Raw genomic sequence first — 25,781 nt, 5'->3', positions numbered from 1 at the left:
TTTCAGCTGTTGACCATCACGGTCTTGGTCTCGGTGTAGGCGTCGAGAACATCGGTGCCGTGTTCTCGCCCCAGCCCGGACATCTTGAAGCCGCCGAACGGAACCGTCCCGGTACTCATGTCCGCATAGCCGTTGACCCACACCGTGCCGGCTCGCAGACCCGCGGCGGCGCGCTGGGTGCGGGCGAAGTCGCGGGTCCACACCGATGCGGACAAGCCATAGTCGGTGTCGTTGCCCTTGGCGATCGCGTCCTCGATATCGGTGAAGGTCATCAGGGCCGATACGGGGCCGAAGATCTCCTCACGGACGACACGCATCGCGGGGGTGACGTTCTCCAGCAATACGGGGCGCATGAACAGCCCCTCGGCCTCCCAGTCACCACGCGCCTGGACGGTCGCGCCCTCCTCACGTGCCAGGTCGAGATAGCCGCTGACCCGGTCGAAATGCGCACGAGAGGCCAGCGGCCCGATCTGGGTACCGTCGGCGAATGGGTCCCCGGCGACGTAGGCGTCCATCGCCGCGAGCAGAAGTTCGCGGAACTCGTCCTTGACGGTCTCCTGCACGAAGATGCGGCTGCCCGCTACGCAGCCCTGGCCCGTACCCTGGCAGAACGCCGCCGCCGCGGTCCGTGCGGCGGCTTCGAGATCGGCGTCGTCGAACACGATCGTCGGCGACTTCCCGCCCAGTTCGAGGGTGACCCGCTTGAGGTCGGCCGCCGAGGTGCGCAGGATGTGCTGTCCGGTGGCCACCGAGCCGGTGAAAGAGATCTTGTCCACGCCACGGTGCTCGATCAACGCTTGCCCGGTGAGCGCGCCGTCGCCGGTGACGACGTTGAACACGCCGGCGGGCAGTTCGGTCCCGGCGGCGATGAGCTGGGCGAGCCGGATCGCCGAAAGCGAAGACCACAACGCGGGTTTGTGCACGAAGGTGTTGCCGGTCGACAACGCGGCACCGAGCTTCCAGCACAACTGCTGGAGCGGACCGTTCCAGGCGGTGATCCCGGCCACGACCCCGAGCGGCTCACGCACGGTGTAGTGGAACTTCCCCGGTTCGGCGGGGGCGATCTGGCCGTAGATCTTGGTCGGCCACCCGGCGTAGTGCCGCAGCACGTCGACGCACTGGCCCGCCAGCCACCGGTTGACCCACAGTGCGCCGCCCATCTCCAGGGAATCCAGCACGGCCAGCTCTTCGGCGTGGGCCTGAATGACGTCGGCGATCTGCAGCAGAAGCTCGGTACGCCGCTGCGGCGTGATCGCCGACCACGACGGGTCTTCGAAGGCGGTCCGCGCCGCCCTGACCGCTGCGTCGACGTCCTCGGCGCCGGCGATGGCGACGGTGGTCAGGGGCAGCTCGGTCGTCGGGTCGATCGTGGGCTCCCACCGGCCGGAGATCGGCGGAACGAACTCGCCGCCGATGAACAACGGCAGCGGGCCCTCGTCCAGCAGGGCATGGCGGGGCCGATCGGAGAGAGGAGCAAGGAAAGGCATCAAGCGTCCTAACTAGTTAGTTCGGTTATCGCTCCACTATAACCCAACCAACCGGTGCTCTTAAACTCATGGCGTGACTCGATCCCAGCCCGACGGCACCCGCCTGCGCCGGACCCGCAGCGACGGCCAGGCCACCCGTCGCCGGATCCTCGACGCCGCCACCGAAGAGTTCGCCCGGTACGGCATCGCCGGAGCGCGCGTGGACAACATCGCCGCCAACGCGGGCGCCAACAAGGCCAGGATCTACGCCTACTACGGCAGCAAGGAAGCGCTCTTCGACGCCGTCCTCGCCGACAACGTCGCCGCGATCGTCGACGCCGCTCCCCTCGACGCCGGCGATCTTCCCGGCTACGCCGTCGCTCTCTACAACGCCTACCTCGCCAACCCCCTGTGGCTACGGCTCGCCACCTGGACCCGCCTCGAACGCCGCCCCACCGGCACGCTCTTCCCTGACTGCCCCGCCCTGGACGCACCGAAGCTCGCCGCGATCGCCGAGCAGCAACAAACAGGACGAATCAGCGACGACTACACCCCGGGCGAGATCCACGACCTGGTCATTGCGCTCTCCCTCGCCTGGGCACCCACCAGCGTCACCACCGCGGCCGGCCCGGACGACACCAAGAAAGAGCACGATCAGCGCCGCACGGCACTCCGCAAAGCGGTCACGCATGCTTTCCTGCCCGCACCCACCGCGTCCCCGTGAATCGCCCCGCGGCGAGGAGCATTCCGGCGAACACGATGATCCACAGGGCCAGCCCCACCCATTTCGCGTAGTCACCGAGGGCGGCGAGCCAGGCGGTATCGGTGACCTTGCCGAGCTGTGTGGTGGCCACGCCGTACATGCCCACCGGGAACACCACGGCCCACAGTCCGCTGTCGTAGCTCAACGACACGAGATGCCTGACATAACGCCACACGCCGAGGGCGAGCAGCATCGGGATCAGCCAGGTGCAGAACGACCACAGCGTCAGCAAGGCACCGGTGAGGACGTCGCGGGACACCAGGTGCGTGGCGGCGGGCAGGGTGAGCAACCGGGCACCGGCCAGGATCGTGATCGCCGCCGCGCCCATGAACACCCAGTCGGGCGCCACGAGATCCCTCGGCGAGACCGGGCGAACCAGCATTCGCGCCAGGCCGATCCCCGCCAGCAACAGGTACAGCACCAGCCCGATCGCCCAGCACACCAGGCCCACCACCGTCACGACCATGGCCTGTCCGAACGGGGCGAGCGAGGCCGCGGCCACCGCGACGGACTGCGTGCCCACCACCCACAGGAACCAGGTGCCGTTGACCTGTTCCAGGCTCGGGTGGCGGTGTGTGTCGCCGATCAGTCCCAGCGGCACCCCGTAGCCGAGCACCAGCCAGGCCAGCACACCCACGAGAAACAGCACGACCGCCGGCCAGCGAAAGTCACCAGCCGCAAGGCGGGCGGCCAGCACGTTCGACGCCGCCACGAAGGTGAGAACGCCGAAACCGCGCGGGCCGAGCGCATCGGCCAGCATCCGCCGGGGCCACCGCAGCAGGCGCCAGCCGGACACCACGACCAGCCCCAGGTAGCCGGCCAGCGCGATGAGCAGCAGCACATCCGACACGGGAGCCGGGGTCAGCGCGACCGACACGATCCCGGTCGCCATGACGAACGCGAACACGCCCGGGTCGAGATCACGCACGACTGACCGCCACTGCGCCCACGGTGGGCTGAGGGACGGTGCTGCCCGCCTGGTCATGCGGTCGACGCGGTGACCCGGCGCCGGCTCGGTCACGGACAACCGTCCGCCAGCCACTGCGCCAGCACGGCGGCTTGGCTGTGCTCGACATCGCGAGTCGCCGTCAGCAGCGTCAGGTTGCGGGTGCGGGCGAGCGAGTGCAGGCGCTGCGCCGGCTCCCGCCGTGACGGATCGCGCAACTCGGCGAGGTACCGGCGGCGGAACTCGGCGAACCGTTCCGGATCATGCCCATACCAGCGGCGCAGTTCGGTCGACGGCGCCACCTCGCGCAACCACTCGTCGAGGTGGGCGTCCTCCTTGCGCATTCCGCGCGGCCACACCCGGTCCACCAGCACCCGCACGCCGTCCGAGTGGCCGGGTTCGTCATAGATCCTGCGGTAGGCGATGTGTGCAGCCATGGCACGCTCCTTTCCTTTCATGGTCGTCCCGGCACCGAGAGCACGCAAGGCGGGGGCCAGCAATCCGGTCATGAAGAGTCCGTTTGTTCGAATGCGAACGAGGCTGCTGCGCGCCCTCGATGACGCCGAGAGTGCGGTGGCGGCGACGCGGGACAGCGCGTCAGGCACGGTGACGCTCATCGGGTTCCGGACCGTGCTGGCCGCGCCCGCCGGGACCGAGTCGGAGTTCCTCATGGCGCACCCACTGGTGTTACGCACCCCGCCCTGTCGCGCACCGGCTGGACAGTTTTCCCGATATGGCGCGCCTTGTCGCGGCCGGCGCCGGGGTGACGATCATTCCGGAGTCCTTTTCCTGTTCCGTCTATTCAGGACCGTTTCCGCTGATCCTGAAAAGTGAGACGCGTTGGCGGAAACCGCGGGGCACCATATAGTCCGCAGCTGGACCACAACGTCCGTGCGCGGGATTTCCCGCCCCTGACAACGGAAGAGCCGGCATTGATCGACGAGCACGGCGTGCATGGAACCGGGCTGAAGCTGTGAGCGCACCGATCGGGGCCGGGCTCGGCGACGGGCGTGCATTCCGGCTCGGTTTCCTGCTGCACCTTGACGAAGACCTGCCGCCGGCGCGGGCTGCGCGGGCGGCCCGGTCTCGCGGACCCACGCCAACTGAACGGGGTTGTGGCCTCATGAGCCTGGAATTCCTGTGGTACATCCCGAACCAGAGCCAGCCGGGGCACCGTGGGGAACCGGTGACCTCGGACCACAACAGCCTGGACACCCTCACCAGTCACGCGCGAGCCCTGGAAGAGCACGGCTGGGGCGGCGCGCTCATCGGCGCCGGCTGGGGCAGGCCCGACACCTAGACCGTCGCCACCGCGCTGGCGGCCAGGACGACCACGTTCCAGCCGCTGGTCGCCATCCGCCCTGGTTACTGGCGTCCGGCGACCTTCGCGTCCGCCGCCGCGACCCTCGACCATCTCACCGGCGGCCGGGTGCTGGTGAACATCGTGTCGGGTAAGGACAATCTCGCCGCCTACGGTGACAGCGAAGGCGATCAGGCGCACCGTTACGCCCGGACCAAGGAGTTCCTGCGGATCGTGCGGAAGCTGTGGACCGAGGAGGATGTCACCTACCACGGCGAGCATTTCTCCGTCACCGGCTCCACGCTCACCCCGCGCCCGGTGGTACGCGGCGACCGGCGGCACCCGCGGCTGTACTTCGGCGGCGCGTCACCGGCAGCCGAAGAGGTCGCCGCCACCGAAGCCGACGTACAGCTGTTCTGGGGTGAGCCTCTCGCGGGCATCGCCGAGCGCATCGACCGGCTGAAGGACGTCAGCGAGAAACTCGACCGCGAGCACCCGCCGCTACAATTCGGGCTGCGCGTCACCACGCTCGTGCGTGACACCACCGACCAGGCCTGGGCCGACGCCGGAGCGAAGGTCGCCCGGATGGCGACGGACACGACTTTCCGCGACCCCAACCGGCTCGTCGCCACGGGGCAGCAACGCCTGCTCGACCTGGCCGCCCGCGGCGAGGTCCTCGACGACAACCTGTACACCACACCAGGCCGTTTCGGCGGCGGCGGTGCGGGCACCACATGGCTGGTCGGATCGGCCGAGGACGTGGCGAACTCCCTGCGCCGCTACCAGGAACTCGGGATCACCCACTTCATCCTGTCGGACACCCCCTACCTGCGGGAGATCGAACGCCAAGGCACCCACCTCCTGCCACTGCTGCGCTGAATCCCAGGCCGCCCACGAAACCACCACCACGAAGCCTCCGCAACGATCGGCGATTCAAAAAGATCGCCTCGCCGGCGGGCCGGCTCCGGGATGACGGAAAAGCCCGAAAGGTCACCTTGTCGAGGTGGTCGAACTAGGCGGTTCCGCGACGCTTCACGGTATCGAATCGGGGCCGATTTTCCTCCAGCGTGTTTACCCAGTGAGACGGCGCGCAACACTTTCGGGTGACGTCTGGCTCGGACCGGGCGCCGTACAGGGCAGCGTCGACAACGGGTGGTGCACAGGCGGGAACGGATGCTCAGCGTCAGGCAGGTCTCGGTTCGCTACGGGAGATCCGTGCAGGCTCTCTCCGAGGTCAGTCTCGATGTGTCCGATGGATCCGTGGTGGCCGTGCTGGGCGGAAACGGGGCCGGCAAGACAACCTTGCTGCGCGCCATCTCCGGCACCCTGCCCTTGCACAACGGGGCGATCTCCCATGGCCAGGTGCTGCACAACGGGGTCCGGATCGACCGGATGGATCCGGCGCAGATCGTCCGGCGCCGCGTACTGCAAGTCCCCGAAGGCCGGCAGATCTTCACCGGGATGACCGTCGAGGACAACCTCCGGGCAGGCGGACTGGCCTCGCCCGCCCGGACGCGCACTGCGGCGCGGGATCGGGTGTACGAGCTGTTCCCGGTGCTGGCGGAGCGCGCCAGACAAGTCGGTGGTTTGCTGTCCGGCGGCGAGCAGCAGCAGCTGGCTATCGGCCGGGCCCTCATGGCCTCCCCCGACACGCTGCTGCTGGACGAACCGTCGCTCGGTCTCGCGCCGCAGCTCGTTTCCCGGCTCGGCTCGATTGTGCAGCAGATCAATGCGGCGGGTACGTCGGTCGTCCTCGTCGAGCAGAACGCGACGATGGCGCTGGGCGTTGCGCACTGGGCGGTCGTGCTCGAGGTCGGGCACCTCACCCTCGAAGGCAGTGCGGAAGAACTGGTCGAATCGGACGACATTCAGCAGTTGTACCTGGGCGGACATGCGGAGAGCGAGGCCGCGGCCGTCGCGGCGGCCACGGAGGCCCAGGATCACCGCCGGCGCCGGCCGACGCTGCGGGCGTGGTCGGGATGACCCAGACCACCGCGCAGCAGACCCGCTCCGGCCGACGTGTCAGACCGCTGCGGGTCGACGACCTGACCGTGCGGTTCGGCGGACTCGTCGCGCTCGACCACGTCAGTTTCACGGTCGAACCCGGCTCGATTCACGCGCTCATCGGACCCAACGGCGCCGGCAAGTCGACCTGCTTCAACGCGATTTCCGGGGTGTACCGGATCGCCGAGGGCCGCATCACCCTCGGCGAGATCGACCTGACAAAGACGCGCGCGCACCGCCTCGCCGGGCTGGGAATCGGCCGCGCGTTCCAGAGCCTTTCCCTGTCGCCGACCTCGACCGTGTTCGACAACGTGATGCTGGGCAGGCACAGCCTGACGGCGGGCGGCTTTCTTTCCTACGGCCTCCGTGCGCCGTGGACGTCCAGATCCGCCCGGCGCCACGGCGAGCGGGTGACCGAGATCTGCGAATTCCTGGGGATCACCCGGTACCTGCGGACACCCGCCGGTGCGCTGCCGTATGGCGACCAGAAGCGCGTCGACATAGCCCGTGCCCTGGCCGTCGAACCGACACTGCTCATGCTGGACGAACCCGCGGCGGGGATGAGTGCCGGTGAGACCGCCGACATGGCGAGGCTGATCCAGGACGTCCGCGACGAACTCGGGGTTTCGGTCCTGCTGGTCGAGCATGACATGGGACTGGTGATGGGCATCGCCGACCGGGTCACGGTCCTCGACTTCGGCAGGCTCATCGCCGACGACGTCCCGGCCGCCGTGCAGTCCTCGCCCGCTGTCATCCACGCCTACCTGGGGAATGAGGACTCCGCCGGTGACGCGGGCGGCGAACCGGGGAGGGAGGCCGGTTAGGTGGGTGCTTTTCTCCAGGTACTGATCAACGGCACGGGAAAAGGCGCGGTCTTCGCCCTTCTCGCGCTGGGCTTCGTCATCATTTACAAGGCGACCCAGGTGGTGAACTTCGCGCACGGCTCGCTCGCCCTGTTCGGCGGCTACGTGGTGGCCGTCCTGAAGCCCTCCGTGGGCTGGTGGGTGGCCGCGCTGTCCGGGATCGCCGCGGCCGCACTGCTCGCCGTCGTGGTCGAGCGTCTGTTGCTGGCGCGGGCCCGCTTCGCCAGCGACGCCGGCCTCGCGATCCTGACCATCGGGGTCGACGTCGTGCTGCTGACCGAGATCGCCCGGCGCCTCGGCACCGAGGCTGCCCCGTTCCTCGGTGATCCCTATGACGTCCGGCCGATCGTGCTGGGCGGCGTGACGATCGGGCGGACTCAGGCCGTGGCTTTCGGCGTGGCCGTGGCGTTGATCGTCGTGTTCTTCGTGGCGTTCCGGTTCTCGTCGTGGGGCATCGCGATGCGGGCGCAGTCGGAGAACCGGGAGGCCGCCGCGCTGATGGGCATCCGCATCGCGTGGGTCCGGGCCGGTGCCTGGGCCGTCGGTGGTGCGCTCGCCGGGATCTCGGTGCTTTTCCTCGCCACCCAGGATTTCTCGGGAGGCGGGCTGTCCCCGGCGACGCACGGCGTCGCACTGGCCGCTTTCCCGGCCGCGATCATCGGCGGCCTGACCTCGCCGGGCGGCGCGGTGGTGGGCGGCTTCGTGGTCGGTCTCACCGAGGCGTTCACCGCCCAGTACGTGAGCCTGGATTTCAGCAAGGTCGCGGTCTACCTGGTGATGCTGGTCGTCCTGGTGTTCTGGCCGTCCGGGCTGTTCGGGAAGGTGGTGCAGTCCCGTGTCTAGCCGGCCGGCGCGGGCCCGGGCGGACCGGGTGTGGCGGATCGGCAAGGTCGTCAAGATCACTGCCGTCGCCGCGCTGATCGCGGTGCTCCTGCTGCTGCCGCTGTATCTTCCCGGCGACTGGCTGAAGGTCGGCACCTGGATCATGACGGGCGCCGTCGGCGCCATCGGCCTGACCATCCTCACCGGACAGGCCGGTCAGCTGTCGCTGGCCCAGGCGTTCTTCCTCCTCGTCGGAGCGGTGTCGTATTCGGTGCTCACCGGTCCGACCACCGATCCGACCTATATCGGCCTGGGGTGGCCGCCCCTGGCGGGCATGATCGGCGCGGTTCTCATCTCCGGGCTGGCGGGGGCGGCGTTCGCACCGGTGAGCGGCCGGTTGCGCGGCATCTATCTCGGCGTCGCCTCGCTCGCCCTGGTCTTCCTGGGGTTCTGGCTCGGCAGGGCGTTGCCCTCGATCGCCGGAAGTACATCCAGCGGCCGCCCGCCCACGCCGTTCTCGGTTTTCGGGCTCAGTGTGGATGTGCCGCGGCAGTTGTCCGAGATCACCATCGCAGGCGTGCCGCTGGGCCGCGATGAGCGGTCCTGGTACCTCTTCCTGTTCCTGACCGTGGTCGCTTATCTGCTCGCCCAGGGGGCGGTGCGCGGCCGGCCCGGACGCGCGTGGCGGGCCGTCCGGGACCACGAAACGGCGGCGACGGTGCTCGGCGTGTCCGTCGTGCGAACCAAGGCCAGCGTGTTCGCGATCTCCTCCGCCTATGCCGGCCTGGCCGGCGTGATGACGGCCTGGTGGACGGGGATCACCAAGCCGGACGAGTCCGAGGTCGTCGGCACCTACAGCGTCACGGTCTCGATCGCGTTTCTCGCGATGATCGTCGTGGGCGGCATGGGGTCACTGCCGGGCGCGGTGCTCGGCGCGGTGGTCGTCTTCGGTCTGCCCGTCGCGCTTCCCCTTGTCACACAAGGCGGATCCGGCACCATCGGCAGTGGCACGGCCTTCACGCCGATCGTCATCACCAACCTCACGTTCGGCGCCCTGATCATCCTGATCATCTTGTTCGAGCCGCGCGGTCTGGCCGGTCTCGGCCGCCGGCTCGGCCTGAGACTCCCGGGCCGGGCGCCCGGGGAACAGCCGACCGGGCGGGCGGGCCGGCGCCGGGTCACCGACCGGGCGGCCACCCGCCAGGCTTGATCGGTCAGCGGAAGGAGACATCATGCGAACGACGCATCGTGCGGTGGTCACCGCCGCGGTCGCCGTGGCCCTCGTGCTCGCCGGGTGCAGCACCAAGGGCAACCAGAACACGGGACAGGGCGGTGGATCCGCCGTCAAGACGGACTTCGGCGTGACGAACACCGACATCACGCTCGGTGCGCTCACCGACGCCTCCGGGCCGTTCAAGAACCTCGGGCTCGGCATCACGCACGGCAGCGAGTTGTGGGCCACCGACGTGAACAACGCCGGCGGTATCTGCGGCCGGCAGATCAAGCTGATCGAAAAGGACCACGGCTACGCCACGGACAAGGCGATTCCGCTCTACGGCCAGATGCACGACGACGTGCTCGGCATGGTGCAGCTGCTCGGCTCGCCGATCTTGGCCGCGCTGAAGAAACAGATCACCGACGAGAAACTGGTGTCCGTGCCGGCATCCTGGGCGTCGACCAACCTGGACAGCCCCTCGGTGCTGATGGTCGGCGGGACCTACGACATCGAGCAACTCAACGGGTTCTCGTTCATGCAGCAGAAGGGTTTCGTGCATGACGGGGACAAGATCGGGCACATCTACATCGACTCCGAGTACGGCAAGAACGGGTTGCTGGGTAGCCAGGCCTACGCCAAGGCACACAACCTCGCGCTCGTCCCGGAAAAGATCACCGCGACGGACACCGATATGACGGCCGCGATCACCGGCCTGAAGAGCGAGGGTGTCAAGGCGATCGCCTTGACCACCACGCCCGCGCAGACGGCCTCGGCGCTGACCCAGGCGAAGGCCCAGGGCTTCGACGTGCCGTTCATCGGCAACAACCCGACCTTCGACCCGGTTCTGCTGTCCACGCCGGCGAAGGACGCCTTCGACAAGTTCTACTTCGTCAACGGCGTGGTGCCCTTCTCGGCGGATCTTCCCGCGGCCAAGGACGTCGCGGCCAAGTACAGCGCAAAGTTCACCGACACGCCGAACATCGGCGTCGACTTCGGCTACGCCTCCGGTCTGGTGTGGCAGAGCGTGCTGACCACTGCCTGCAACGACAAGGATCTGACCCGCCAGGGCATCCTCAACGCGGTGGCGAAGACGAAGGTCGACACCAGGGAACTCGCCGGTCAGCTGGACTTCTCCCAGCCCGGCCAGCCATCCAGCCGGATGAGCTACATCGCGCAGGCGGACGCCGCGGTGCCGGGCGGCATCACCTACGTCAAGCCATTGTTCGAAAGCCCGGAGGCAGCCGCTTACAAGACACCGTTCCAGAAGTGAGCCCTGCACCGGCGCGCGCCGCGGCGCGCCGGTGCGCGGACGGCTCAGCCCTCGTCGCCGTGGTGCTGAGGTGCGGTGTACTGCACGGCGCTCCACGCGGCGCGGGCTCCCGAGTCGCCGATGCGGATCACCTGCACCGCCGAGACCGCCGCGAACCCGACGGTCAGCACCATCAGCACCGGCACCACCGCACGCATCGGACGCCGGGCCGCGCCGGGTCCCTCGCGCGGCAGGCGCCGGCTGAACCACACCAGCGCGGCGAGTACCACCAGCAGTGCGGCGACGAAGATCAGCAGCTGGTCGCCCAGTTGCGCGTGCTGGCGGATCAGCGGCGTGGGTGCCAGCCGGTCGCGCAGATCCTCCCCGCTGCTCGTCGCGATCGGAATGCACACGGCCGCCACCGCGGTGAGACCTACGGCGATCCAGCCGAACCGCCGTCGTGCCGCCGGCCACAGTGCGACCGCGACCGCGGCCAGTACCGACAACGGCACCAGCACCACCACCGCGTGCACGATCAGTACGTGCAGCGGCAGCCCGGAGATGAAACCAGGCATCGAGCCCCCTTCGTGCGATGAACGCGGCACATCCTGCCGGTCATTCCTGGGAGGTTTCTTGGAGCCCGCCAAGGTTTCACTCAGAAAACACGCCGACACTGGACGTCGTGAACGCGAGATGGTGGCTGTTCGCCCTGCTGGGTCTCAACGCGGCGTGGGTCACCGACCTGTTCGTCCTCGGCCACGAGCTCAGCGCGCCCGGCGGGGTACTGACCGTCCTGGGCAGACTGGCCGGGCTCTACGGCGCGCTTGTGCTGGTGCTGCAGCTGGTGCTGATCTCCCGGTTACCGTGGCTGGAAAGCCGGCTCGGGCTCGACCGGCTGACCCAGTGGCACCGGTGGACGGGTTTCTGGGTGTTGTGGCTCCTCGTCGCGCACGTCGTGTTCATCACTCTCGGGTACGCGGCGCAGGACGGTTCACCGGTGCTCGCCGAAGTGGGCACGCTCGTGTTCCACACCGACGATGTGCTGCTGGCGACGATCGCCTTCGTCCTGCTGGTGGTGGTCGGTGTGACCTCGGCCAGGGCGGCGCGACGCCGGCTGCGTTACGAGTCGTGGCATCTGCTGCACCTGCTCGCCTACCTTGCGGTCGTACTCGGGTTCCTGCACCAGGTGAGCATCGGACAGGACTTCACCGGCTCGCCCGCCGGCCGCCTGTACTGGTGGTCGCTCTACGGTCTGGCGCTCGGCCTGGTCGCGATTTCCCGCATCGGGCTGCCGCTCGTGCGCAACCTCCGGCACCGGCTGCGGGTCGAGTCGGTCGTGGCGGAAAGCGATGACGTGGTGTCCGTGGTGATCACCGGTCGCGCACTGGACGCGCTTCCGGCGCGGGCCGGGCAGTTCTTCCTCTGGCGGTTCCTCACCGCCGGCCACTGGCAGGAGGCCCATCCCTATTCGCTGTCCGCCATGCCGGACGGGCGCCGGCTGCGGATCACCGTCAAAGCGCTCGGTGACGGCAGCGCCTGGCTGCGGCACGTCCGGCCGGGTACGCGAGTGCTCGCGGAAGGCCCGTACGGCGCGTTCACCGCGCAGCGCCGGACACAGCGCAAAGTCCTGCTCATCGCCGGCGGCGTCGGGGTGACACCGGTACGCGCGCTGCTGGAAGAGTTCGCCGCGCGGCGCGACGACATCGCCCTGATCTACCGGACGAGCACTACCGGCAGCGCCGTCCTCGCCGACGAGCTGCGGCACTGGGCCGCCCGCTGCGGTGCACGGATGTTCCTCGTGCTCGGGCCGTCCACCGCGATCGGCCGCTTCGGTCCGGTGCTGGGGCCCCGCCACCTCGCCGCGATGGTGCCCGATATCCGGCACCGCGACGTCTACGTATGCGGTCCACCTGGGATGACCGACGCCGTCCGGGGCGTCCTCACCGAACTGGGCGTGCCGGCCGGGCAGTGCCACACGGAACGCTTCGCGTTCGCGGCGTGAAAGGAACCCTTGATGCGCAAGGCTTTCGTCATCGCGTTGCTGGGCATCGCGGCCCTGCTGCCACTGCTGCGCTACCAGCCGGCAGTGTCGGTCGCGCACCCTGCGGCGGCGCCCGCACCGCCGGCGTCCTCGGCCACCTCGTCGGCACCACCGAGGCCGCCCGGCGATCAGTCCGTTGTGGACGGCCCGACGGTGGACAGCGACTTTGGTCCATACCAGGTGCGGGTCACCTTCGCCGGCGACCGGATCACCGACGTCGCGCTGATCACCGAACCCGGCGACCGGCACAGCCGGCGCATCGCCGGCGCCGCCGAGCCGACCCTGCGGCAGGAAGCCCTGCAGGCGCAGAGCGCGCACATCGACACCGTCTCCGGCGCCACCGCGACCAGTGAGGCCTACGCGCAGTCGCTGCAGGGCGCACTGGACGCGAAGGGGCATTGATGCGGCTGGTGCGCCAGATCATGGGCCTGCCCATCTCACTCGAGGTGCCCGGCGGTGAAGCGAACGCGGCCGAGCGGGCGTTCGCCTGGCTGCGCGAGGTGGACCGCAGGTTCAGCCCGTTCCGCGACGACAGCGAAGTCACGCGGTTCGATCTCCACGGGCCGCAAAGCCCCGAGATGCGCGAGATCGCCGGCTTGTGCCGGACCTACGAACGGCTCAGCGGCGGGGCCTTCCGCGCGCGGTTGCCCGGCCGGGCTTTCGACCCGTCCGGCATCGTCAAGGGCTGGGCGGCGCAGCGCGCGGGCGAGCTGCTGCGTGCCGCCGGGGTGTCGCGGTTCTGCCTCAACGCCGGCGGGGACGTGATCGCCGCCGGCCGCACCTGGTCGGTCGGGATCCGCCACCCCGACCAGCCACACGCGGTGTGCGCGGTGTTCGCGGTGCGGGACCTGGCGGTCGCCACCTCCGGCAGTTACGAACGTGGCCAGCACATCGTCGACGGCCGTACCGGGCTGCCCGCGCGCGAACTGGTCAGCCTCACGGTGGTCGCCGCCGACCTCACGACCGCCGACGCGGTCTCCACCGCGGCGTTCGCCCTCGGGCACGAGGGGATCGCCTGGGCGGACGCCCAGCCCGGTTGCCTCGTGTACGCGGTCGACGCCGCACGGCGGGTGCACCGCTCGGCCGCGCTGGACGACCTGCTCGTCCCGCCCGGCACAATAGCCTCGTGAACGGCCTGATGAACGGCCTGGCGCCGGCCCCGCGGGTGCTGGTCGTGGAGGACGACCCGCAGCTGCTGGCCATGCTCACCCGGCTGCTCGCCGAAGAGGGCTACGACGTCGACGAGGCGGCCGACGGTCAACGCGGCCTGCACCTGGGACTCACCCGGAGCTACGACGTGCTGCTGCTGGACCGGGGCCTGCCCGCGGTCGACGGGCTGGACCTGCTGGCGCGGCTGCGCGGGCGTGGTGTGGTGACGCCGATATTGATCCTGTCCGCGCTCGCCACCCCGGCCGACCGCGTGGCCGGGCTCGACGCCGGAGCCGAGGACTATCTCGCGAAACCGTTCGACATCGACGAGCTGCTCGCGCGCCTGCGCGCGCTGCGCCGGCGACACCTCGACACCGCGCGCACCCTGCCCGTGCCCGGTGGACGACTCGACCTCGACACCCGGCTGGTCACCCGGGACGGCATCGCGCCGGTCCGGCTGTCCGAACGGGAATGCGCCGTGCTCGCACTGCTGGCAACCCACCCCGGGCACGTGTTCTCCCGGTCCAGGCTGCTTTCCCTGGTGTTCGACGACGCCGAGAACGAAGCCGTGGTCGACACCTACATCCATTACCTCCGGCGCAAACTCGGGCGCAAGATCGTCGACACCGTCCGGGGACGCGGCTACCAGCTCGGCCTGGTCACGTGAACCGCGCCGGCCCGGCGACCGAGGCCAGGATGATCCGCCGCACCGCGCTGGCCGCCGGCCTGCAGGCGGCACTCGCGGTCGCGGTCACCGTCGGCGTGCTGTGCGGTGTCGCGGTACTGGTCCTGCTGCGTAGCCAGGAAGCCGACCAGAACGCGATGCTGACGACCACGGTGCAGCGCACCGACGACGTCACCGATCCGCCGGCCGGGGTCTGGCTGGCCATCGCCCGCAGCGGGCGCCTCGACACCAGCCCCGGCCTGCCGCCGGCGGCGCTGGACCGCAGCGCGCTCGCCGCCACTGCGGCCGACGGCGCCACCCGCACCTCCGATATTTCGGTGCCACACGGCCAATACCGGACGCTGACCGAGCGGCGCGGTGACGAGGTCGTCCAGGCCGTGCTCGACCTGCACCCGGCGCACGTCGAGCGCGGCCGCCTGCTGAAAGCACAGCTGGTCACCGGTGCGATCGGCCTGGTGCTGGCCGCCGCCGCGGGAACCTGGTCCGGCCGCCGCGCCATCGTGCCACTGGCACGCGCGCTGTCCCTGCAACGCCGGTTCGTCGCCGACGCCGGCCACGAGCTGCGCACCCCGCTCACGCTGATCAGCACCCGCGCCCAGCTCCTGCAACGGCACGCCGCGAACAGCCCGCTCAAGTCCGAAGTGGACGATCTCGTCACCGATGCCCACCAGCTCACCGAAATCCTCGAAGACCTCCTCCTGGCCGCCGATCCCAGCCAGGAATCCCCGCGCCGGCGAATCGAGCTCACGACCATCGTGCGCGACGCGGTGTCCGCCGCACGGCCCGCCGCCACCGAACACGGCGTGCGGCTCGACCTCGCCGACAGTCCGCCCGTCACCGTCGAAGGCACGGAGGTGGCGCTGCGGCGCGCGGTGGCTGCCTTGCTGGACAACGGAATCCGCCACGCCGCCGGCACGCTCAGCGTCACCGTGCTCCCGTCGGGCAAACACGTCACGATCACCGTCACCGACGACGGGCCCGGCATCGACCCCGCAGTCATGCCGACCATGTTCGCCCGCTTCGCCTCGGGTCCACCCGCCTCCGAGTCCCCCGGCGGCCGGCGTCGCTACGGCCTCGGGCTCGCACTGGTCAGCGAGATCGCCGCCCGCCACGGCGGCACGGTGTCCGCCCACAACGCCACCACCGGCGGCGCGATCCTGCGGCTCACCCTTCCTCGCGTGAGTTGATCCGGGTTTTCAGAGAGTCGCGGCATGGTTGGGCACGTAGCTGCCCGGGTTCTTCTCCGGCCGCCGGTAGCCGTCGGGCGCGGGCCGGTCCGGGAGCCGGATCGCAGGTGGGGACACCTCGTGATACGGCACGCTGCCCAGCAGGTGCGCGATCATGTTGATCCGGGCGCTCCGCTTGTCATCACTGTCCACAATGGACCACGGCGCTTCCGGGATGTCGGTGTAGAGGATCATCTCGTCCTTTGCGCGGGAGTAGTCGTCCCAGCGCTCGATGGACTGCAAGTCCACAGTGGACAGTTTCCACCGCCGGACCGGATCGTCCAGCCGGGCCCGCATCCGCCGCTCCTGCTCACCCGCGCTCACCGAGAACCAGTACTTCCGCAGCAGGACGCCGTCCTCGACCAGCAACCGCTCGAAGATCGGGCACTGGTGCAGGAAGCGGCGGTGCTCATCGTTCGAGCAGAAACCCATGACCCACTCCACGCCCGCGCGGTTGTACCAGCTGCGGTCCATCAGCACGATCTCACCGGCGGCCGGCAACTGCTCGACATACCGCTGGAAATACCACTGCCCACGCTCGCGGTCGTCGGGCTTGGGCAGCGCCACGATACGGGCGACCCGCGGGTTGAGGTTCTCCGTGATCCGCTTGATGGTGCTGCCCTTGCCCGCGGCGTCCCGTCCTTCGAAGATCACCACCAGCCGCTGCCGCTCGGCGCGCACCCACTCCTGCAGCTTCACCAGCTCCGCCTGCAACCGCGCGAGCTCGCGTTCGTAGGGTTTGCGCCGCAACCGTGCTGCCGCGTCCGTCATGAGACGAGCATCCTCGGCGGCCGGCGATCCGGGCAGGGCCCGGCGTCCTCAACCGGAGGGGACCAAGGACCCTGTCGCCGGGGCCGCCCACGGTCACCGGCTCCGCACGTCGCGCAACCCCGCATGGGCAACCAGGACACCGGCAAATGCGAACACGACCTGCAGCCAGCTGTAGGTCTGGACGAACCCGATCTCCACGGCGACCCAAGCGATCAACAGGCAGCCGGCCACGATCGCCGCGCCGCTGGTCCGCCTGTCGGGCCGGGAACCGAAATAACACACCAGCCCCATCGGCACACCGACGACCAGCACCAGCGCAAGCCCGCCGAAAACCGCACTACCGAACGGAAACCGCGCGACAACCTCCTCCTCCAGCCCGAGCGTGCCGGTCATCAGCCCCACCGCACCGGCCACGGCGAATATCGCGATCAGGCCCGTGAACGCGGCCAGCCACGGCCGGCGCCGGGTCGTCGTATGCCACTCGAGTCTGCTCATGCCCCCACCATGGTGCGGCTGCCATCGTTCGGTACAGGGCAGGACGTCCCCGCCACAAGGACAAAAGTCATGACCGGCAGAGATCACGGCGCTCCGGGCGCGCCACTGGGCCGCGGGGGTGTGGGTTCGCCGATCCAGGCGTCAGCCGGAGGAATCGGGAGCAGCAGGCGACTGGGCCGGACCCGGTCATGGTGGTAGGTGTCGGTTCCCCGGCGAGTGCCGTAGTGGTGGGTCCAGGGTGCGTCGAGCGCGGCGGAGTCGGCGTTGGAGATGTCGAGCCGGATCCGGTGTCCCTTCTGGAACACCCAAGCGGTCGGCAGGATCTCGATGGCGAATTCCGCGATCTGTCCCGGGACGAGTGGTTCGGCCTTGTCGTGCGGGTGCCAAGGGCGCTGCGGCGTGGAACGGGCGGGGTCGGTGTCGCGGTGTGCCGAACGGAGCCAGCCGCGGGTGACGATGGGCGCCCAGGGTGCCTGCGCCGCGGCGGGGATGTCGCCGGCCGGCGGTGCCTGATCGACGACGCGGACGATGAACTGGGTGTCGGCCTGGTCGGAGCCGGCATACAAATACAGGACGAGGCCGCCACAGATTTCCAGGTCGGTTTCCAGCGGTTCAGTGGTCCAGCTGCACAGATTCGACAGGTTCTCCGGCGGCCGCCCCTGGCTGATGGTGGCATTGCCGAGGCCCGGCCAGCCCGCCCAGTGATCCGCGGGATAGGGGTACCGGGTGGCGTCTTCGTCCACTGTGGACGGCTCCCAGCTCAGCCTGCCGTCGTTCAGCGAAGACGTGGCGCCGGATGGCCCGGATGTCAGATACAACGGGCGCATGGTCGTGCCCGGCAAGGGCCAATCACGGGCCGCACGGTGAGAACCCTCGGGCCGAACAGAGACGCGCACAGGAGGCTCGTCGAGTATTCCGGTGTCGACTCCCTTGAGCCACTGGTCGAACCAGCCCAGGAGGTGCTCGTGAAAGCCCTGATCGTTGAAGATGTTGATGGATGAGTGGGCGTCCCCGATCGGCCCGCCGTTGACGAGCAACTTCTTGGGGCCGCGGATTTGTTCGTAGCCGTAAAGGTTCCCGCGCAGGTGCAGGCCGGCCTGGTTCCAGTTCCCGATCGAATAGACCGGGATGTCGATGTCCGCGAGGCGATCGACGGGGGTTCGTTCCTGCCAGAACCCGTCGTAGGACGGATGGCGCAGCACTTGGCCGACGAAGTCGAACGCGGCTTGGTTCTCCGGTGCGGGAACGGTGAGGCGTTCCACGGGATCGAGCAGGGTGAGTGCCCGGGTGTTGGTATGCCACCAGTTCAAGAACCCGACCGAAAGCACGCCGCCGTGGTAAAGGGCATCGCGGTAGAGGTCCACGGCACCGTCATAGACGACGATCGTGGTCAGATGCGGCGGCTTGTCGGCGGCGGCGAGCCACATCGGTATGGCGTAGTACGACTCCCCTATCATCCCGACCCGGCCAGAAGACCAAGGCCGGCCGGCGATCCACTCGATGCTGTCGTAGACGTCGTGCTGCTCCGCCTTCGCAAGGACCTCCCACTCACCGAACGTCGAATGTCCGGTGCCCCGGGTATCGGCGTGGACGTAGGCATACCCGTGCTCGACGTAGAAAGCGATGTCGCCGGTTTCGCGGTGGCGGAAGGCCGGGATCGCGGGCAGATCCACCCAGTCCTTGCCGTAGGGAGACACGGCATACAGCGCCGGGAACGGGCCTGACCCGGCCGGCCGGTACACGTCGGCTGCGACAAAGCCGCCGTCTCTGGTGGGTATCCGTACATCCCGCTCGACAACGACGAAGCCCTCGCGAGCCTCTTCTTCCAGTAGCTTGGCCATGTCTACTCCTGTCCAGGTCCTGGTTTGCTCATCAACGGGTCTCCAGCTGGGTGAGCATGCGGTGGGCAAGGTCGAGCCGGGCCTGCGCCTGGCCCGGGGTGAGGCGTCCGGCGGCCTGGAGGGTGGCCAGGCCGTGCAGTGCCGACCAGGCGACCTCCGCCCGGGTGCCGTCGGCATCCCCGAACGCGTCGCGGATGCCCGAGAACGCACGTCGGAGCGGTTCGGGAGTGTCGTCGGCGGCGAAGGCCAGCCCCGAGGGCATCGAGAACATCGCCTCGTAGACCCGGGGGTGTGCGGCGGCGAAGTCGAGGTAGGCACGCATCCGCGGCATGGGCGAGGCGTCCACCGCCTCCAGCGCCGCGGCGACGTCACCGAAGCCGTTGAGCGCCACCGCGTCGATGAGCGCCTGGCGGCCGGCGAAGGCCGAATAGAGCACCGGCTGGGTGACGCCGAGTTCCCCGGCGAGGCGGCGCATCGTGACGGCGGCCCAACCATCGGACTCGGCGAGGTCCCGGGCGGCGCGGACGATCTGATCGCGTCTCAGGTCCAGATTCGGGGCCGGTCTCGGTGACATGACGATAGTCTAGCATGGTTAGATAACGTTGCTAGACAAACCTGGAAGGGACTTCACCATGCATGTCACCGCGCTGGTGGTCGCGCTCATCGGATGTGCCGGCATCATCGGCCTCGGCACCCGGTTCCTCCTGACACCTCGGCGGGCGACGCTCGACTTCGGTGTCGCCGCCGACAATCTCCGCGCCCTGACCGCGATCAAGGGCGTCCGCGACATCACCTCCGGAGTGGTACCGCTCGTCGTCTGGGCCGCCGCCGGCCCCGCGACACTCGGCTGGGCACTGGTCGCCGCGGCCCTCACGCCGGTAGGGGACGCCATCATCGTGCGCACCAACGGCGGGAAACTCTCGACCGCGCTGGGCATCCACGGGCTCACGGCCGGACTGCTCGTCGCGGCCGGCCTCGTGCTGGCACTGGGGTGAGCGACGCGGATGCCCCTTGATGCATGGAGGGAACGAAACACATATTTACAATCCGACGTGGCCGCCCCACGCCAAGTTTCACAACGACCAGGCAGGTCGCGTGCGTCGCTGGAGAGCGCGACAATGATCGCAAGCCTGTACGGGCCGAGCGCTATCGGATCACCCGAAAATGACGGCTGCGTGACAACGACACCGGTCAAGCTTCCATCAGGTCCTCGGCGGATTCGCGCCCGGCGACACCTGTTCGCCGCAGAAAGTCGGCGATCACTTCGAGTTCGGCCTCCGAGTAATGCTCACACAGCTCGTCCATGCGTGTGTTCATGCCCGAAAACACCTGAAACAGTTCAGCGTTGCGCTCTCGCACCCCGCGCAGCGTCACCGCCCGCCGGTCCGGCGACCCGGGATCGCGCTCACGCACTATCCAGCCACGCTTCTGCATCCGGTCCAGGATCCCGGTCAGCGTGGCCGGGTGGACCCCGGCGCGGCGGGCCAGCTCCGTGGGGGAAAGCGGTCCGTGCCGGTTGATGAGGTCGAGGCAGGTCCAGTCGACATCGCGGAGCTCGATCCGGCCACCGAATCTCCGATTGAGCAGCGACAGCTGAATGTTCAGGTCGCGCAGGGCATCTTTCACGGCGGTCGTCAGCTGCCGGCGCCGCCGCCTCGCCGCCCGGTCCGTCCCGTCACTCATCGCGCTTCCTGTCGCTCGGCTCCCGGAGGCCGGCCTGACCTCCGCGCCACATAGTACGCTTTCGATATTCTACGGTTTTCATATAGTATGGTTTCCATGGATGACAACACCTACCGAACCAGGGTCAACGCCATCAACAAGGTGATCGTCGGACTGCACCGGGTCGGCATCGCATTCGGCCCGATGCAGCCGCTGACGGTGAAAGGCCGGCGCACGGGGAGGATGCTCACCTTCCCGATCGCGGTGAACAAGCTGCACACCGGCCGGTACATTTTCCAGGCCTTCCCGAAGGCTTCCTGGGTGGCCAACGCCCGGGCGGCGGACACGGTCACCCTGACCCGGGGCCGGAGGGCCGCGACCGCCCGCCTGACCGAGGTTCCCGTGGACCAGCGCGGGCCGTTGTTGCGGGAACTGGTGGCCGACAGCCCGGCGAGTGTCGGCAAACGATTCGTGACGACCGGCCTGGCCGAGGACGCCACCCCGGACGGCGTCGCCGCGGCGGCCCATCGGATCGCCGTGTTCCGCGTCGACCCCGCCTGACGGCACACACTCGCGGAGTCCGGCAGTCGCCGCCGGCCGCACTACGTTCCGGCCGGCGGGTTGACGTCGCGGTGCAGCGAGGCCATCCACAATTCGCCGTTGTGACGGGTCAGACTTTGCTGACGCGTCAGCAACTGCGCTAATCTTGCTGATGTGTCAGCAAGAATGTCAGCGCAACAGCACCGGGTGTGGCAGACCTTCGTCCTGCTCAGCGAGGCGGTTCGCCGCGAGGTGGGCCGCGACCTGGCCGAGACCTCCGGCCTGTCGGACGCCGACTTCACCGTTCTCGCCGAGCTTGCCCATGCCCCCGGCGGCACGATGCGGTCCACGCACTGTGCACGCGCGCTCGACTGGGATACCGGCCGGCTCTCCCACCAGCTGCGCCGCATGCAAGAGCGTGGCCTGATCACCCGTGCCCGCGGCGACGCGAGCGACGCCCGGGCCGCGGTGGTCACCATCACCGACGCCGGCCGCATCGCGTACCGCGACGCGCTGGCGCCACACCTGCGCTCAGCCAGGTACTGGTTCCTCGACGGGATCGAGTCCGGCCGGCTGGACGAATTCGACGCGACACTCACCGCCGTGCTGGACCACGTCCAGCAGCGAGCCGCCGAGCGCGGCTGATGACCATCTCGAAGGTGGTTTGCGTAGCGGTGCGGACGGCCTCACCCCGGCTGAGCACCGCCACTCTGGACCAGCTCGATGCGGACCTGAGCGGCGCGGTCGCCGGCCTCGTCCGCGAACACGGCCGCTTCTCCGGGTCGTGCTCAGCGTCGCGGCTTGGGGCGATCATGCTCGAGACCGTCCACCCCGGCGAGCCGATCCCGGCAACGTCTTGCACCACAAGTTCCCCCTCCAGGTTCCGGCCGCCAGCGCGGCCGGCTAGTGAAAAGGAGACAGAATGTCCATTCTCATCAAGGAACAGACGGCGATCGTCATGATCGACCACGCGGTGGGCTTCCTCAACCTGTTCCGGTCCCACCAGGTCGCCGAGCACGTCAACGCGGCGGTGGCACTCGCCAAGACCGGCAAGATCTACGACGTTCCGCTGATCGTGACCAATGGCGCCGACACCGACGGGCCCGGTCCGCTGGTCGCGCCGCTCAAGGAGACCTTGGGCGACACCGAGGTCATCGTCCGCGGTGGCAACTTCAATGCCTTCGACACGCCTGATTTCGCCCGCGCCGTCGAGGAAAGCGGGCGGCGCACACTCCTTGTCTCCGGCCTGATGACCGAGGGTTGTGTCGCGCAGACCGCGCTCGCCGCCCTCGACCGGGGCTTCGAGGTCTACATCGTGGTCGACGCGGTCGCGGGCGAGACCGCGGAGACGCACGAGGCCGCGATTCAGCGGCTGGTGGCGGCCGGCGCCAAGCCGATCACCTGGCTCGCCGCGGCGTCCGAATTCCAAGGCAGCTATGCCAACCTCGAAACGGTGCAGCAGTTCGTGGGTCTGATGATGGAGCACTCCCCGGCCCTCGGGGCGATGCTTCAGCACAGCGCCGCCCGCGAGGCGCTCGCCGCTACGGCCTGAACGGAACCCTGCCCGCGGCGGTGGGTGATCGCCGCGGCCAGCGGGCGTCAGCTTCGGGCGCCGTCCGGTTCGTGGCTGAGCCGATCCAGCAAGTGCAGGCGAGCGGTGCTGACGCCGCCGTTGGTCAATCCGCCGTCGACGACGATTTCGGTGCCGGTCACATAAGCCGATCGGTCCGAAGCGAGGAAGAGCACGGCCTGCGCGACCTCGTCCGGCGTCCCGGCACGGTGCAGGGGGACGAGCGCGCGCCACGCTTCGGCATGCCCCTGTGGCGCGTTGGCGTGCGCTGCCGTCGGAATCGTTCCCGGATGTACCGAGTTCGCCCGGATTCCCCAGCCGGCGAACTCGATCGCCGCGGTTTTGGCGAGCCCGCGCAGCCCCCACTTGGTGGCGGAGTAGCCGGCGTCGAGGTGGCCCATCATGCCGGAGGTCGAGGAGATCAGGATCATCGACCCGCCCCCTCGCTCCCGCATCACCGGCGCGAGTTGCTGGAGGCCGAGCAGGGGGCCCACCAGGTTGACATCGACGGTACGGCGCAGGTCCGCTTCCACGGTGCCCATGATCGATTGGCGGTTGACCAGCCCCGCGTTGCTCACGAGCACATCAAGGCCCCCGTGTTCGCGCCGCAGGTGTTCCCCCAGCGACACCCAGGCCGTGCGGCTGGCCACATCGGTGGCGACGAACTCCGCCGAGCCGCCGTCGCCGATGATCTCGCCGACCGTGGCTTCGCCGTCTTCGAGGGCCAGGTCGGCGACCACCACATGCGCCCCCGCCGCGGCGAACGTCCGGGCGATCGCCTTTCCGATGCCCATCGCTCCCCCGGTCACCACCGAGATCCGGCCGGCCAGCTCCTTGTCGCTCATGGTCACGTCCCTTCAGCTCGTTTCTGATAAAGTATCCTAGCTGAGCAAGCAAGAGTGCCCGTCTCCACGGTGTCGATCAAGGTGACCGCCATGTTTGCGGAGTCACACGCCGACGAGCCGCGTTTCGCTCGCGAACCACGTCGCCAGCGGCGAGATCTACCCGACCACCGCTTCCGCCAACGCTGTCCACCATGCGACCGGGTGCGAGTACGCCGGGCCCCAGCACACTCGACGAGTTGTCAGCCTGGGGTCAACGACCGCTCCGGGAGGGTTGACGCTCGGCCAAATGTGATACAAAATCACCCAGCCAGAATCCCCGCCGATGACTCAAGGGAGTGTCATGAGCGGTATCGAGGGCGAGACCAAGCGTGAAGCGATTCCTCCGGCTACGGCACCATCCGGCCCGCGGGCGCCGGAGCCCGAGCCGGAGCAACTGAAACGCGAGACACGCAAGGCGTTGCTCGGTGGTTCGGTGGGCAATTTCATCGAGCAGTTCGATTTCGGCATCTACGGCTACATGGCGCCGTACCTGGCGGCCTCTTTCTTTCCCAGTCATGATCCAGTCGCGTCGCTGCTGAGCGTCTACCTCGTCTACGGCCTGTCTTTCTTCATCCGGCCCCTCGGCGGAATACTCTTCGGACGTTTCGGTGACCGGCTGGGACGTCGGAGCACCCTGGCGTGGTCCCTCATCCTGATGGGGCTCGGCACCGCGGCGGTCGGTCTTCTGCCCACGCACGGCTCGGTCGGCTTGCTCGCGCCGATGTTGCTGGTGCTGTTGCGTGTCATACAAGGACTGAGCCAGGGCGGTGAGTTTCCCGGTGCGGTGTCGTTCATCGTCGAGTACGCACCCGCCGGGCGCCGAGGCCGCTACACCTCCGCGCTGTCCAGCAGCACCTTCGTCGGTCTGCTGGCAGGCAGTGGCGTCGCGGCGCTGGTGAGCGGCCTGCTCGGCGATCAGACGATGACAGGCGGGGGGTGGCGGATCCCGTTCCTCATCGCGCTCCCACTCACCGTGGTGGGCCTGCTGCTCCGGATGCGGATCCGGGAAACCCCGGAGTTCGAGGCGCTGACGTCGCGGCGCCGAGGTGGTGACGAGCGGGCGAAGGCACCCTTCTCCGAGACTGTGCGGACCCAGTGGAAGCCGATTCTCGTGTACGCCGGATGCGCGCTCGCACCGGCCACGATCGCACCGACCTTCATCGCTTTCATCCCCAGCTACCTCAAGCGCAATCTCGGCCTGTCCGGGTCTCAAGCGTTGCTGACCGGCACCATCAGCCTCGCCGTGGTGGCACTGATGGTGTTCCCCGTCGGCCGGCTGACCGACCGATTCGGCCGGAAGCCCTTGTTCGCCTGGGGTTGCGGCCTCGCCATCGTGCTCATGCCATTTTCGGTGCTACTCATGCACAACCACGGCTTCGCCATTCTCCTGCTGGGACAGCTGCTGTTCATGGTGCCGATCTGGCTGACCAACGTGTCCCTGAACGTCACGCTCGCCGAGATGTTCCCGACCCGGCTCCGCTACAGTGCCAGCGCCCTGGCCTACAACCTGCCGTTCGCGATCTTCGCGGGGTCGGCGCCGCTGGTATCCGGTTCACTGCTTTCGAGCACGGGCACCATCTGGTCCGTCGTCGGCTACCTGTCCGGATTGGCAGTGATATCAACGGTTTGCGTGGTCTGGGGCCTGCGTGAGACCTACCGCAGCGAGCTGAGGAAGGGTGCTGGTCACAGCGTCTCGCCGGGGGAAATCCATCGGTAGCGCCCATCGGTGACCTTCGTGAGCCAGCCCTCGGTGCTGCTCAAGGCTCGCTCGTTGACCATGGCATCGTGGATTGCCAGCGATACCTCCGGCTGGACGCGGGTGACGAAATCGATCGCCTCGGCCAGCTTGAGCCACGAGGCGTGCACGGGCAGAAGAAGCGTTTGCACCGGTCTCTCGGGCAATTGCAGCGAGTCGCCGGGGTGATAAAGCGCATCGGCAACGAGGTAACCGGTGTGGGCGCAGGACGGCTGGCCCGCGTGAACGGTGGCGTGCTCGCTACCGATCGCGGTGACCGGGCAACCGGCGGCGACAAAGACGTCGCCGCCGGACACGCCGATGACCTCGACACCGGGAATGTCGGCGCCCGCCGGTGCGTATACCGGCACATCGAGTGCGGTCAGGTGGCGCGTATCGATGTGGTCGAAATGCTCGTGGGTAATGAGGACGGCGTCGGCCCCGGCGACGGCCTCTGGTTCAGTCCATTCTCCCGGGTCGATCACCAGGACGCCGCCCGCATGCTCCACCCGGACACAGGCATGAGTGAACTTGGTGATGTGCATGATCTTAT

The 25,781-nt window shown here is 68.8% G+C and carries 29 protein-coding genes and 1 pseudogene; 19 read left to right on the top strand and 11 right to left on the bottom strand.

Translation table 11 applies throughout. The features are described 5' to 3' along the window. Positions 1–2: 2 nt before the first annotated feature. Positions 3–1,487 (bottom strand): aldehyde dehydrogenase family protein, encoded by a 1,485-nt coding sequence (locus tag GKO32_RS04095; RefSeq protein WP_154755413.1) that lies wholly within the window; start codon positions 1,485–1,487, stop codon positions 3–5. A gap of 73 nt (positions 1,488–1,560) precedes the next feature. Between GKO32_RS04095 and GKO32_RS04090 the strand changes: the two genes are divergently transcribed. Continuing rightward, a complete protein-coding gene (locus tag GKO32_RS04090; RefSeq protein ID WP_312867479.1) occupies positions 1,561–2,190 on the top strand; it encodes a TetR/AcrR family transcriptional regulator in 630 nt (209 codons plus the stop codon). Here GKO32_RS04090 and GKO32_RS04085 read toward each other — a convergent pair. Both GKO32_RS04085 and GKO32_RS04080 read right to left on the bottom strand, forming a co-directional pair. Then, positions 2,150–3,250: a tellurite resistance/C4-dicarboxylate transporter family protein gene (locus tag GKO32_RS04085; RefSeq protein ID WP_208024264.1), complete on the bottom strand. Its 1,101-nt coding sequence runs from the start codon at positions 3,248–3,250 to the stop codon at positions 2,150–2,152. The two genes, GKO32_RS04090 and GKO32_RS04085, sit on opposite strands and share 41 nt — an antisense overlap. Continuing rightward, positions 3,247–3,612: a DUF488 domain-containing protein gene (locus tag GKO32_RS04080; protein ID WP_154755412.1), complete on the bottom strand. Its 366-nt coding sequence runs from the start codon at positions 3,610–3,612 to the stop codon at positions 3,247–3,249. The genes GKO32_RS04085 and GKO32_RS04080 overlap by 4 nt, the downstream gene beginning before the upstream one ends. Before the next feature lie 536 nt (positions 3,613–4,148). On the opposite strand from GKO32_RS04080, the gene GKO32_RS38700 reads away from it, so the two are divergent. From GKO32_RS38700 to GKO32_RS04050, 7 genes and pseudogenes are all read left to right on the top strand, one after another. Beyond that, the gene (locus tag GKO32_RS38700) at positions 4,149–4,475 is read left to right on the top strand and encodes an LLM class oxidoreductase (protein WP_246243141.1); all 327 of its coding nucleotides are present in this window, start codon (positions 4,149–4,151) and stop codon (positions 4,473–4,475) included. A gap of 12 nt (positions 4,476–4,487) precedes the next feature. Beyond that, positions 4,488–5,354, top strand: a pseudogene (locus GKO32_RS04075) (LLM class flavin-dependent oxidoreductase); the annotation flags it as partial. A gap of 294 nt (positions 5,355–5,648) precedes the next feature. Continuing rightward, the gene (locus GKO32_RS04070; RefSeq protein ID WP_154755411.1) at positions 5,649–6,458 is read left to right on the top strand and encodes an ABC transporter ATP-binding protein; all 810 of its coding nucleotides are present in this window, start codon (positions 5,649–5,651) and stop codon (positions 6,456–6,458) included. Beyond that, complete coding sequence (locus GKO32_RS04065; protein ID WP_154755535.1) at positions 6,455–7,303, top strand: ABC transporter ATP-binding protein; 849 nt, start codon at positions 6,455–6,457, stop codon at positions 7,301–7,303. The genes GKO32_RS04070 and GKO32_RS04065 overlap by 4 nt, the downstream gene beginning before the upstream one ends. After that, positions 7,304–8,185 carry a branched-chain amino acid ABC transporter permease gene (locus GKO32_RS04060; protein WP_312867478.1) on the top strand — a complete coding sequence of 294 codons (882 nt, stop codon included), beginning with the start codon at positions 7,304–7,306 and terminating at the stop codon, positions 8,183–8,185. Further along, positions 8,178–9,374: a branched-chain amino acid ABC transporter permease gene (locus GKO32_RS04055; RefSeq protein ID WP_312867477.1), complete on the top strand. Its 1,197-nt coding sequence runs from the start codon at positions 8,178–8,180 to the stop codon at positions 9,372–9,374. Before GKO32_RS04060 ends, GKO32_RS04055 begins: the two co-directional genes overlap by 8 nt. Before the next feature lie 22 nt (positions 9,375–9,396). Then, positions 9,397–10,650, top strand: coding sequence for an ABC transporter substrate-binding protein (locus GKO32_RS04050; RefSeq protein ID WP_154755410.1), 1,254 nt, complete (start codon positions 9,397–9,399; stop codon positions 10,648–10,650). Positions 10,651–10,694: 44 nt separating this feature from the next. Here the strand turns inward: GKO32_RS04050 and GKO32_RS04045 are convergent, their stop codons facing one another. Beyond that, a complete protein-coding gene (locus tag GKO32_RS04045; RefSeq protein ID WP_154755409.1) occupies positions 10,695–11,204 on the bottom strand; it encodes a DUF2231 domain-containing protein in 510 nt (169 codons plus the stop codon). 107 nt (positions 11,205–11,311) lie between these two features. Between GKO32_RS04045 and GKO32_RS04040 the strand changes: the two genes are divergently transcribed. The 5 genes from GKO32_RS04040 to GKO32_RS04020 are packed head-to-tail and all read left to right on the top strand — an operon-like array spanning position 11,312 to position 15,691. Then, a complete protein-coding gene (locus tag GKO32_RS04040; RefSeq protein ID WP_312867476.1) occupies positions 11,312–12,631 on the top strand; it encodes a ferredoxin reductase family protein in 1,320 nt (439 codons plus the stop codon). 12 nt (positions 12,632–12,643) lie between these two features. Then, entirely contained in the window at positions 12,644–13,072 is a 429-nt protein-coding gene (locus GKO32_RS04035) for an FMN-binding protein (protein WP_154755407.1), read from the top strand. Next, a complete protein-coding gene (locus GKO32_RS04030; protein ID WP_154755406.1) occupies positions 13,072–13,800 on the top strand; it encodes an FAD:protein FMN transferase in 729 nt (242 codons plus the stop codon). Before GKO32_RS04035 ends, GKO32_RS04030 begins: the two co-directional genes overlap by 1 nt. Next, on the top strand, positions 13,797–14,486 hold the full coding sequence (locus GKO32_RS04025; protein WP_312867475.1) for a response regulator transcription factor: 690 nt from the start codon (positions 13,797–13,799) through the stop codon (positions 14,484–14,486). The genes GKO32_RS04030 and GKO32_RS04025 overlap by 4 nt, the downstream gene beginning before the upstream one ends. Next, entirely contained in the window at positions 14,483–15,691 is a 1,209-nt protein-coding gene (locus GKO32_RS04020; protein ID WP_154755405.1) for a sensor histidine kinase, read from the top strand. Before GKO32_RS04025 ends, GKO32_RS04020 begins: the two co-directional genes overlap by 4 nt. 9 nt (positions 15,692–15,700) lie before the next feature. Here the strand turns inward: GKO32_RS04020 and ppk2 are convergent, their stop codons facing one another. From ppk2 to GKO32_RS04000, 4 genes are all read right to left on the bottom strand, one after another. Next, positions 15,701–16,501 (bottom strand): polyphosphate kinase 2, encoded by an 801-nt coding sequence (ppk2, locus tag GKO32_RS04015; RefSeq protein WP_154755404.1) that lies wholly within the window; start codon positions 16,499–16,501, stop codon positions 15,701–15,703. Between the two features lie 93 nt (positions 16,502–16,594). Further along, complete coding sequence (locus tag GKO32_RS04010; protein ID WP_154755403.1) at positions 16,595–16,996, bottom strand: hypothetical protein; 402 nt, start codon at positions 16,994–16,996, stop codon at positions 16,595–16,597. Positions 16,997–17,079: 83 nt separating this feature from the next. Next, on the bottom strand, positions 17,080–18,837 hold the full coding sequence (locus tag GKO32_RS04005; protein WP_154755402.1) for a CocE/NonD family hydrolase: 1,758 nt from the start codon (positions 18,835–18,837) through the stop codon (positions 17,080–17,082). A 31-nt stretch (positions 18,838–18,868) separates the two neighbouring features. Beyond that, positions 18,869–19,411 carry a TetR/AcrR family transcriptional regulator gene (locus GKO32_RS04000; RefSeq protein WP_154755401.1) on the bottom strand — a complete coding sequence of 181 codons (543 nt, stop codon included), beginning with the start codon at positions 19,409–19,411 and terminating at the stop codon, positions 18,869–18,871. Positions 19,412–19,469: 58 nt separating this feature from the next. On the opposite strand from GKO32_RS04000, the gene GKO32_RS03995 reads away from it, so the two are divergent. Together GKO32_RS03995 and GKO32_RS40415 are read left to right on the top strand one after the other, a co-directional pair. After that, positions 19,470–19,832 carry a DUF4267 domain-containing protein gene (locus GKO32_RS03995; protein ID WP_154755400.1) on the top strand — a complete coding sequence of 121 codons (363 nt, stop codon included), beginning with the start codon at positions 19,470–19,472 and terminating at the stop codon, positions 19,830–19,832. A 19-nt stretch (positions 19,833–19,851) separates the two neighbouring features. Then, positions 19,852–19,959, top strand: coding sequence for a DUF6640 family protein (locus GKO32_RS40415; RefSeq protein WP_376765922.1), 108 nt, complete (start codon positions 19,852–19,854; stop codon positions 19,957–19,959). Positions 19,960–20,028: 69 nt separating this feature from the next. Here GKO32_RS40415 and GKO32_RS03990 read toward each other — a convergent pair whose 3' ends face one another. Continuing rightward, on the bottom strand, positions 20,029–20,520 hold the full coding sequence (locus GKO32_RS03990) for a MarR family winged helix-turn-helix transcriptional regulator (protein WP_154755399.1): 492 nt from the start codon (positions 20,518–20,520) through the stop codon (positions 20,029–20,031). 96 nt (positions 20,521–20,616) lie between these two features. Here GKO32_RS03990 and GKO32_RS03985 point away from each other — a divergent pair, with 96 nt between their 5' ends. The 3 genes from GKO32_RS03985 (at position 20,617) to GKO32_RS03975 (ending at position 22,591) form a co-directional block, all read left to right on the top strand. Next, positions 20,617–21,060, top strand: a complete 444-nt coding sequence (locus tag GKO32_RS03985) for a nitroreductase family deazaflavin-dependent oxidoreductase (protein WP_154755398.1) — start codon at positions 20,617–20,619, stop codon at positions 21,058–21,060. 165 nt (positions 21,061–21,225) lie between these two features. Further along, complete coding sequence (locus GKO32_RS03980; protein ID WP_154755397.1) at positions 21,226–21,684, top strand: MarR family winged helix-turn-helix transcriptional regulator; 459 nt, start codon at positions 21,226–21,228, stop codon at positions 21,682–21,684. A 277-nt stretch (positions 21,685–21,961) separates the two neighbouring features. Then, positions 21,962–22,591, top strand: coding sequence for an isochorismatase family protein (locus GKO32_RS03975; RefSeq protein ID WP_154755396.1), 630 nt, complete (start codon positions 21,962–21,964; stop codon positions 22,589–22,591). A gap of 47 nt (positions 22,592–22,638) precedes the next feature. Here GKO32_RS03975 and GKO32_RS03970 read toward each other — a convergent pair whose 3' ends face one another. Next, positions 22,639–23,454, bottom strand: a complete 816-nt coding sequence (locus tag GKO32_RS03970) for an SDR family NAD(P)-dependent oxidoreductase (protein ID WP_154755395.1) — start codon at positions 23,452–23,454, stop codon at positions 22,639–22,641. 340 nt (positions 23,455–23,794) lie between these two features. On the opposite strand from GKO32_RS03970, the gene GKO32_RS03965 reads away from it, so the two are divergent. After that, positions 23,795–25,210 carry an MFS transporter gene (locus GKO32_RS03965; RefSeq protein ID WP_154755394.1) on the top strand — a complete coding sequence of 472 codons (1,416 nt, stop codon included), beginning with the start codon at positions 23,795–23,797 and terminating at the stop codon, positions 25,208–25,210. Here the strand turns inward: GKO32_RS03965 and GKO32_RS03960 are convergent. Then, positions 25,177–25,773, bottom strand: coding sequence for an MBL fold metallo-hydrolase (locus tag GKO32_RS03960; RefSeq protein WP_154755393.1), 597 nt, complete (start codon positions 25,771–25,773; stop codon positions 25,177–25,179). The genes GKO32_RS03965 and GKO32_RS03960 overlap by 34 nt on opposite strands. Positions 25,774–25,781 lie beyond the last annotated feature (8 nt).

It is taken from the genome of Amycolatopsis pithecellobii (assembly GCF_009707865.1).
Classification (GTDB): domain Bacteria; phylum Actinomycetota; class Actinomycetes; order Mycobacteriales; family Pseudonocardiaceae; genus Amycolatopsis_E; species Amycolatopsis_E pithecellobii.
Note: the sequence above shows the minus strand (reverse complement) of the source record. Positions and strands in the feature narration are given on the sequence as shown.

Bases quoted from the DNA above. Each gene is read 5' to 3' on its own strand.
- GKO32_RS03960 (WP_154755393.1), bottom strand. From the start codon at position 25,773: ATGCACATCACCAAGTTCACTCATGCCTGTGTCCGGGTGGAGCATGCG.
- GKO32_RS03965 (WP_154755394.1), top strand. From the start codon at position 23,795: ATGAGCGGTATCGAGGGCGAGACCAAGCGTGAAGCGATTCCTCCGGCT.
- GKO32_RS04035 (WP_154755407.1), top strand. From the start codon at position 12,644: ATGCGCAAGGCTTTCGTCATCGCGTTGCTGGGCATCGCGGCCCTGCTG.
- GKO32_RS03980 (WP_154755397.1), top strand. From the start codon at position 21,226: ATGTCAGCGCAACAGCACCGGGTGTGGCAGACCTTCGTCCTGCTCAGC.
- GKO32_RS04050 (WP_154755410.1), top strand. From the start codon at position 9,397: ATGCGAACGACGCATCGTGCGGTGGTCACCGCCGCGGTCGCCGTGGCC.
- GKO32_RS03970 (WP_154755395.1), bottom strand. From the start codon at position 23,454: ATGAGCGACAAGGAGCTGGCCGGCCGGATCTCGGTGGTGACCGGGGGA.
- GKO32_RS04000 (WP_154755401.1), bottom strand. From the start codon at position 19,411: ATGTCACCGAGACCGGCCCCGAATCTGGACCTGAGACGCGATCAGATC.
- GKO32_RS04080 (WP_154755412.1), bottom strand. From the start codon at position 3,612: ATGGCTGCACACATCGCCTACCGCAGGATCTATGACGAACCCGGCCAC.
- GKO32_RS04095 (WP_154755413.1), bottom strand. From the start codon at position 1,487: ATGCCTTTCCTTGCTCCTCTCTCCGATCGGCCCCGCCATGCCCTGCTG.
- GKO32_RS04065 (WP_154755535.1), top strand. From the start codon at position 6,455: ATGACCCAGACCACCGCGCAGCAGACCCGCTCCGGCCGACGTGTCAGA.
- GKO32_RS04070 (WP_154755411.1), top strand. From the start codon at position 5,649: ATGCTCAGCGTCAGGCAGGTCTCGGTTCGCTACGGGAGATCCGTGCAG.
- GKO32_RS03975 (WP_154755396.1), top strand. From the start codon at position 21,962: ATGTCCATTCTCATCAAGGAACAGACGGCGATCGTCATGATCGACCAC.
- GKO32_RS03985 (WP_154755398.1), top strand. From the start codon at position 20,617: ATGGATGACAACACCTACCGAACCAGGGTCAACGCCATCAACAAGGTG.
- GKO32_RS04010 (WP_154755403.1), bottom strand. From the start codon at position 16,996: ATGAGCAGACTCGAGTGGCATACGACGACCCGGCGCCGGCCGTGGCTG.
- ppk2 (WP_154755404.1), bottom strand. From the start codon at position 16,501: ATGACGGACGCGGCAGCACGGTTGCGGCGCAAACCCTACGAACGCGAG.
- GKO32_RS04045 (WP_154755409.1), bottom strand. From the start codon at position 11,204: ATGCCTGGTTTCATCTCCGGGCTGCCGCTGCACGTACTGATCGTGCAC.
- GKO32_RS40415 (WP_376765922.1), top strand. From the start codon at position 19,852: ATGCATGGAGGGAACGAAACACATATTTACAATCCGACGTGGCCGCCC.
- GKO32_RS04030 (WP_154755406.1), top strand. From the start codon at position 13,072: ATGCGGCTGGTGCGCCAGATCATGGGCCTGCCCATCTCACTCGAGGTG.
- GKO32_RS03990 (WP_154755399.1), bottom strand. From the start codon at position 20,520: ATGAGTGACGGGACGGACCGGGCGGCGAGGCGGCGGCGCCGGCAGCTG.
- GKO32_RS04005 (WP_154755402.1), bottom strand. From the start codon at position 18,837: ATGGCCAAGCTACTGGAAGAAGAGGCTCGCGAGGGCTTCGTCGTTGTC.
- GKO32_RS03995 (WP_154755400.1), top strand. From the start codon at position 19,470: ATGCATGTCACCGCGCTGGTGGTCGCGCTCATCGGATGTGCCGGCATC.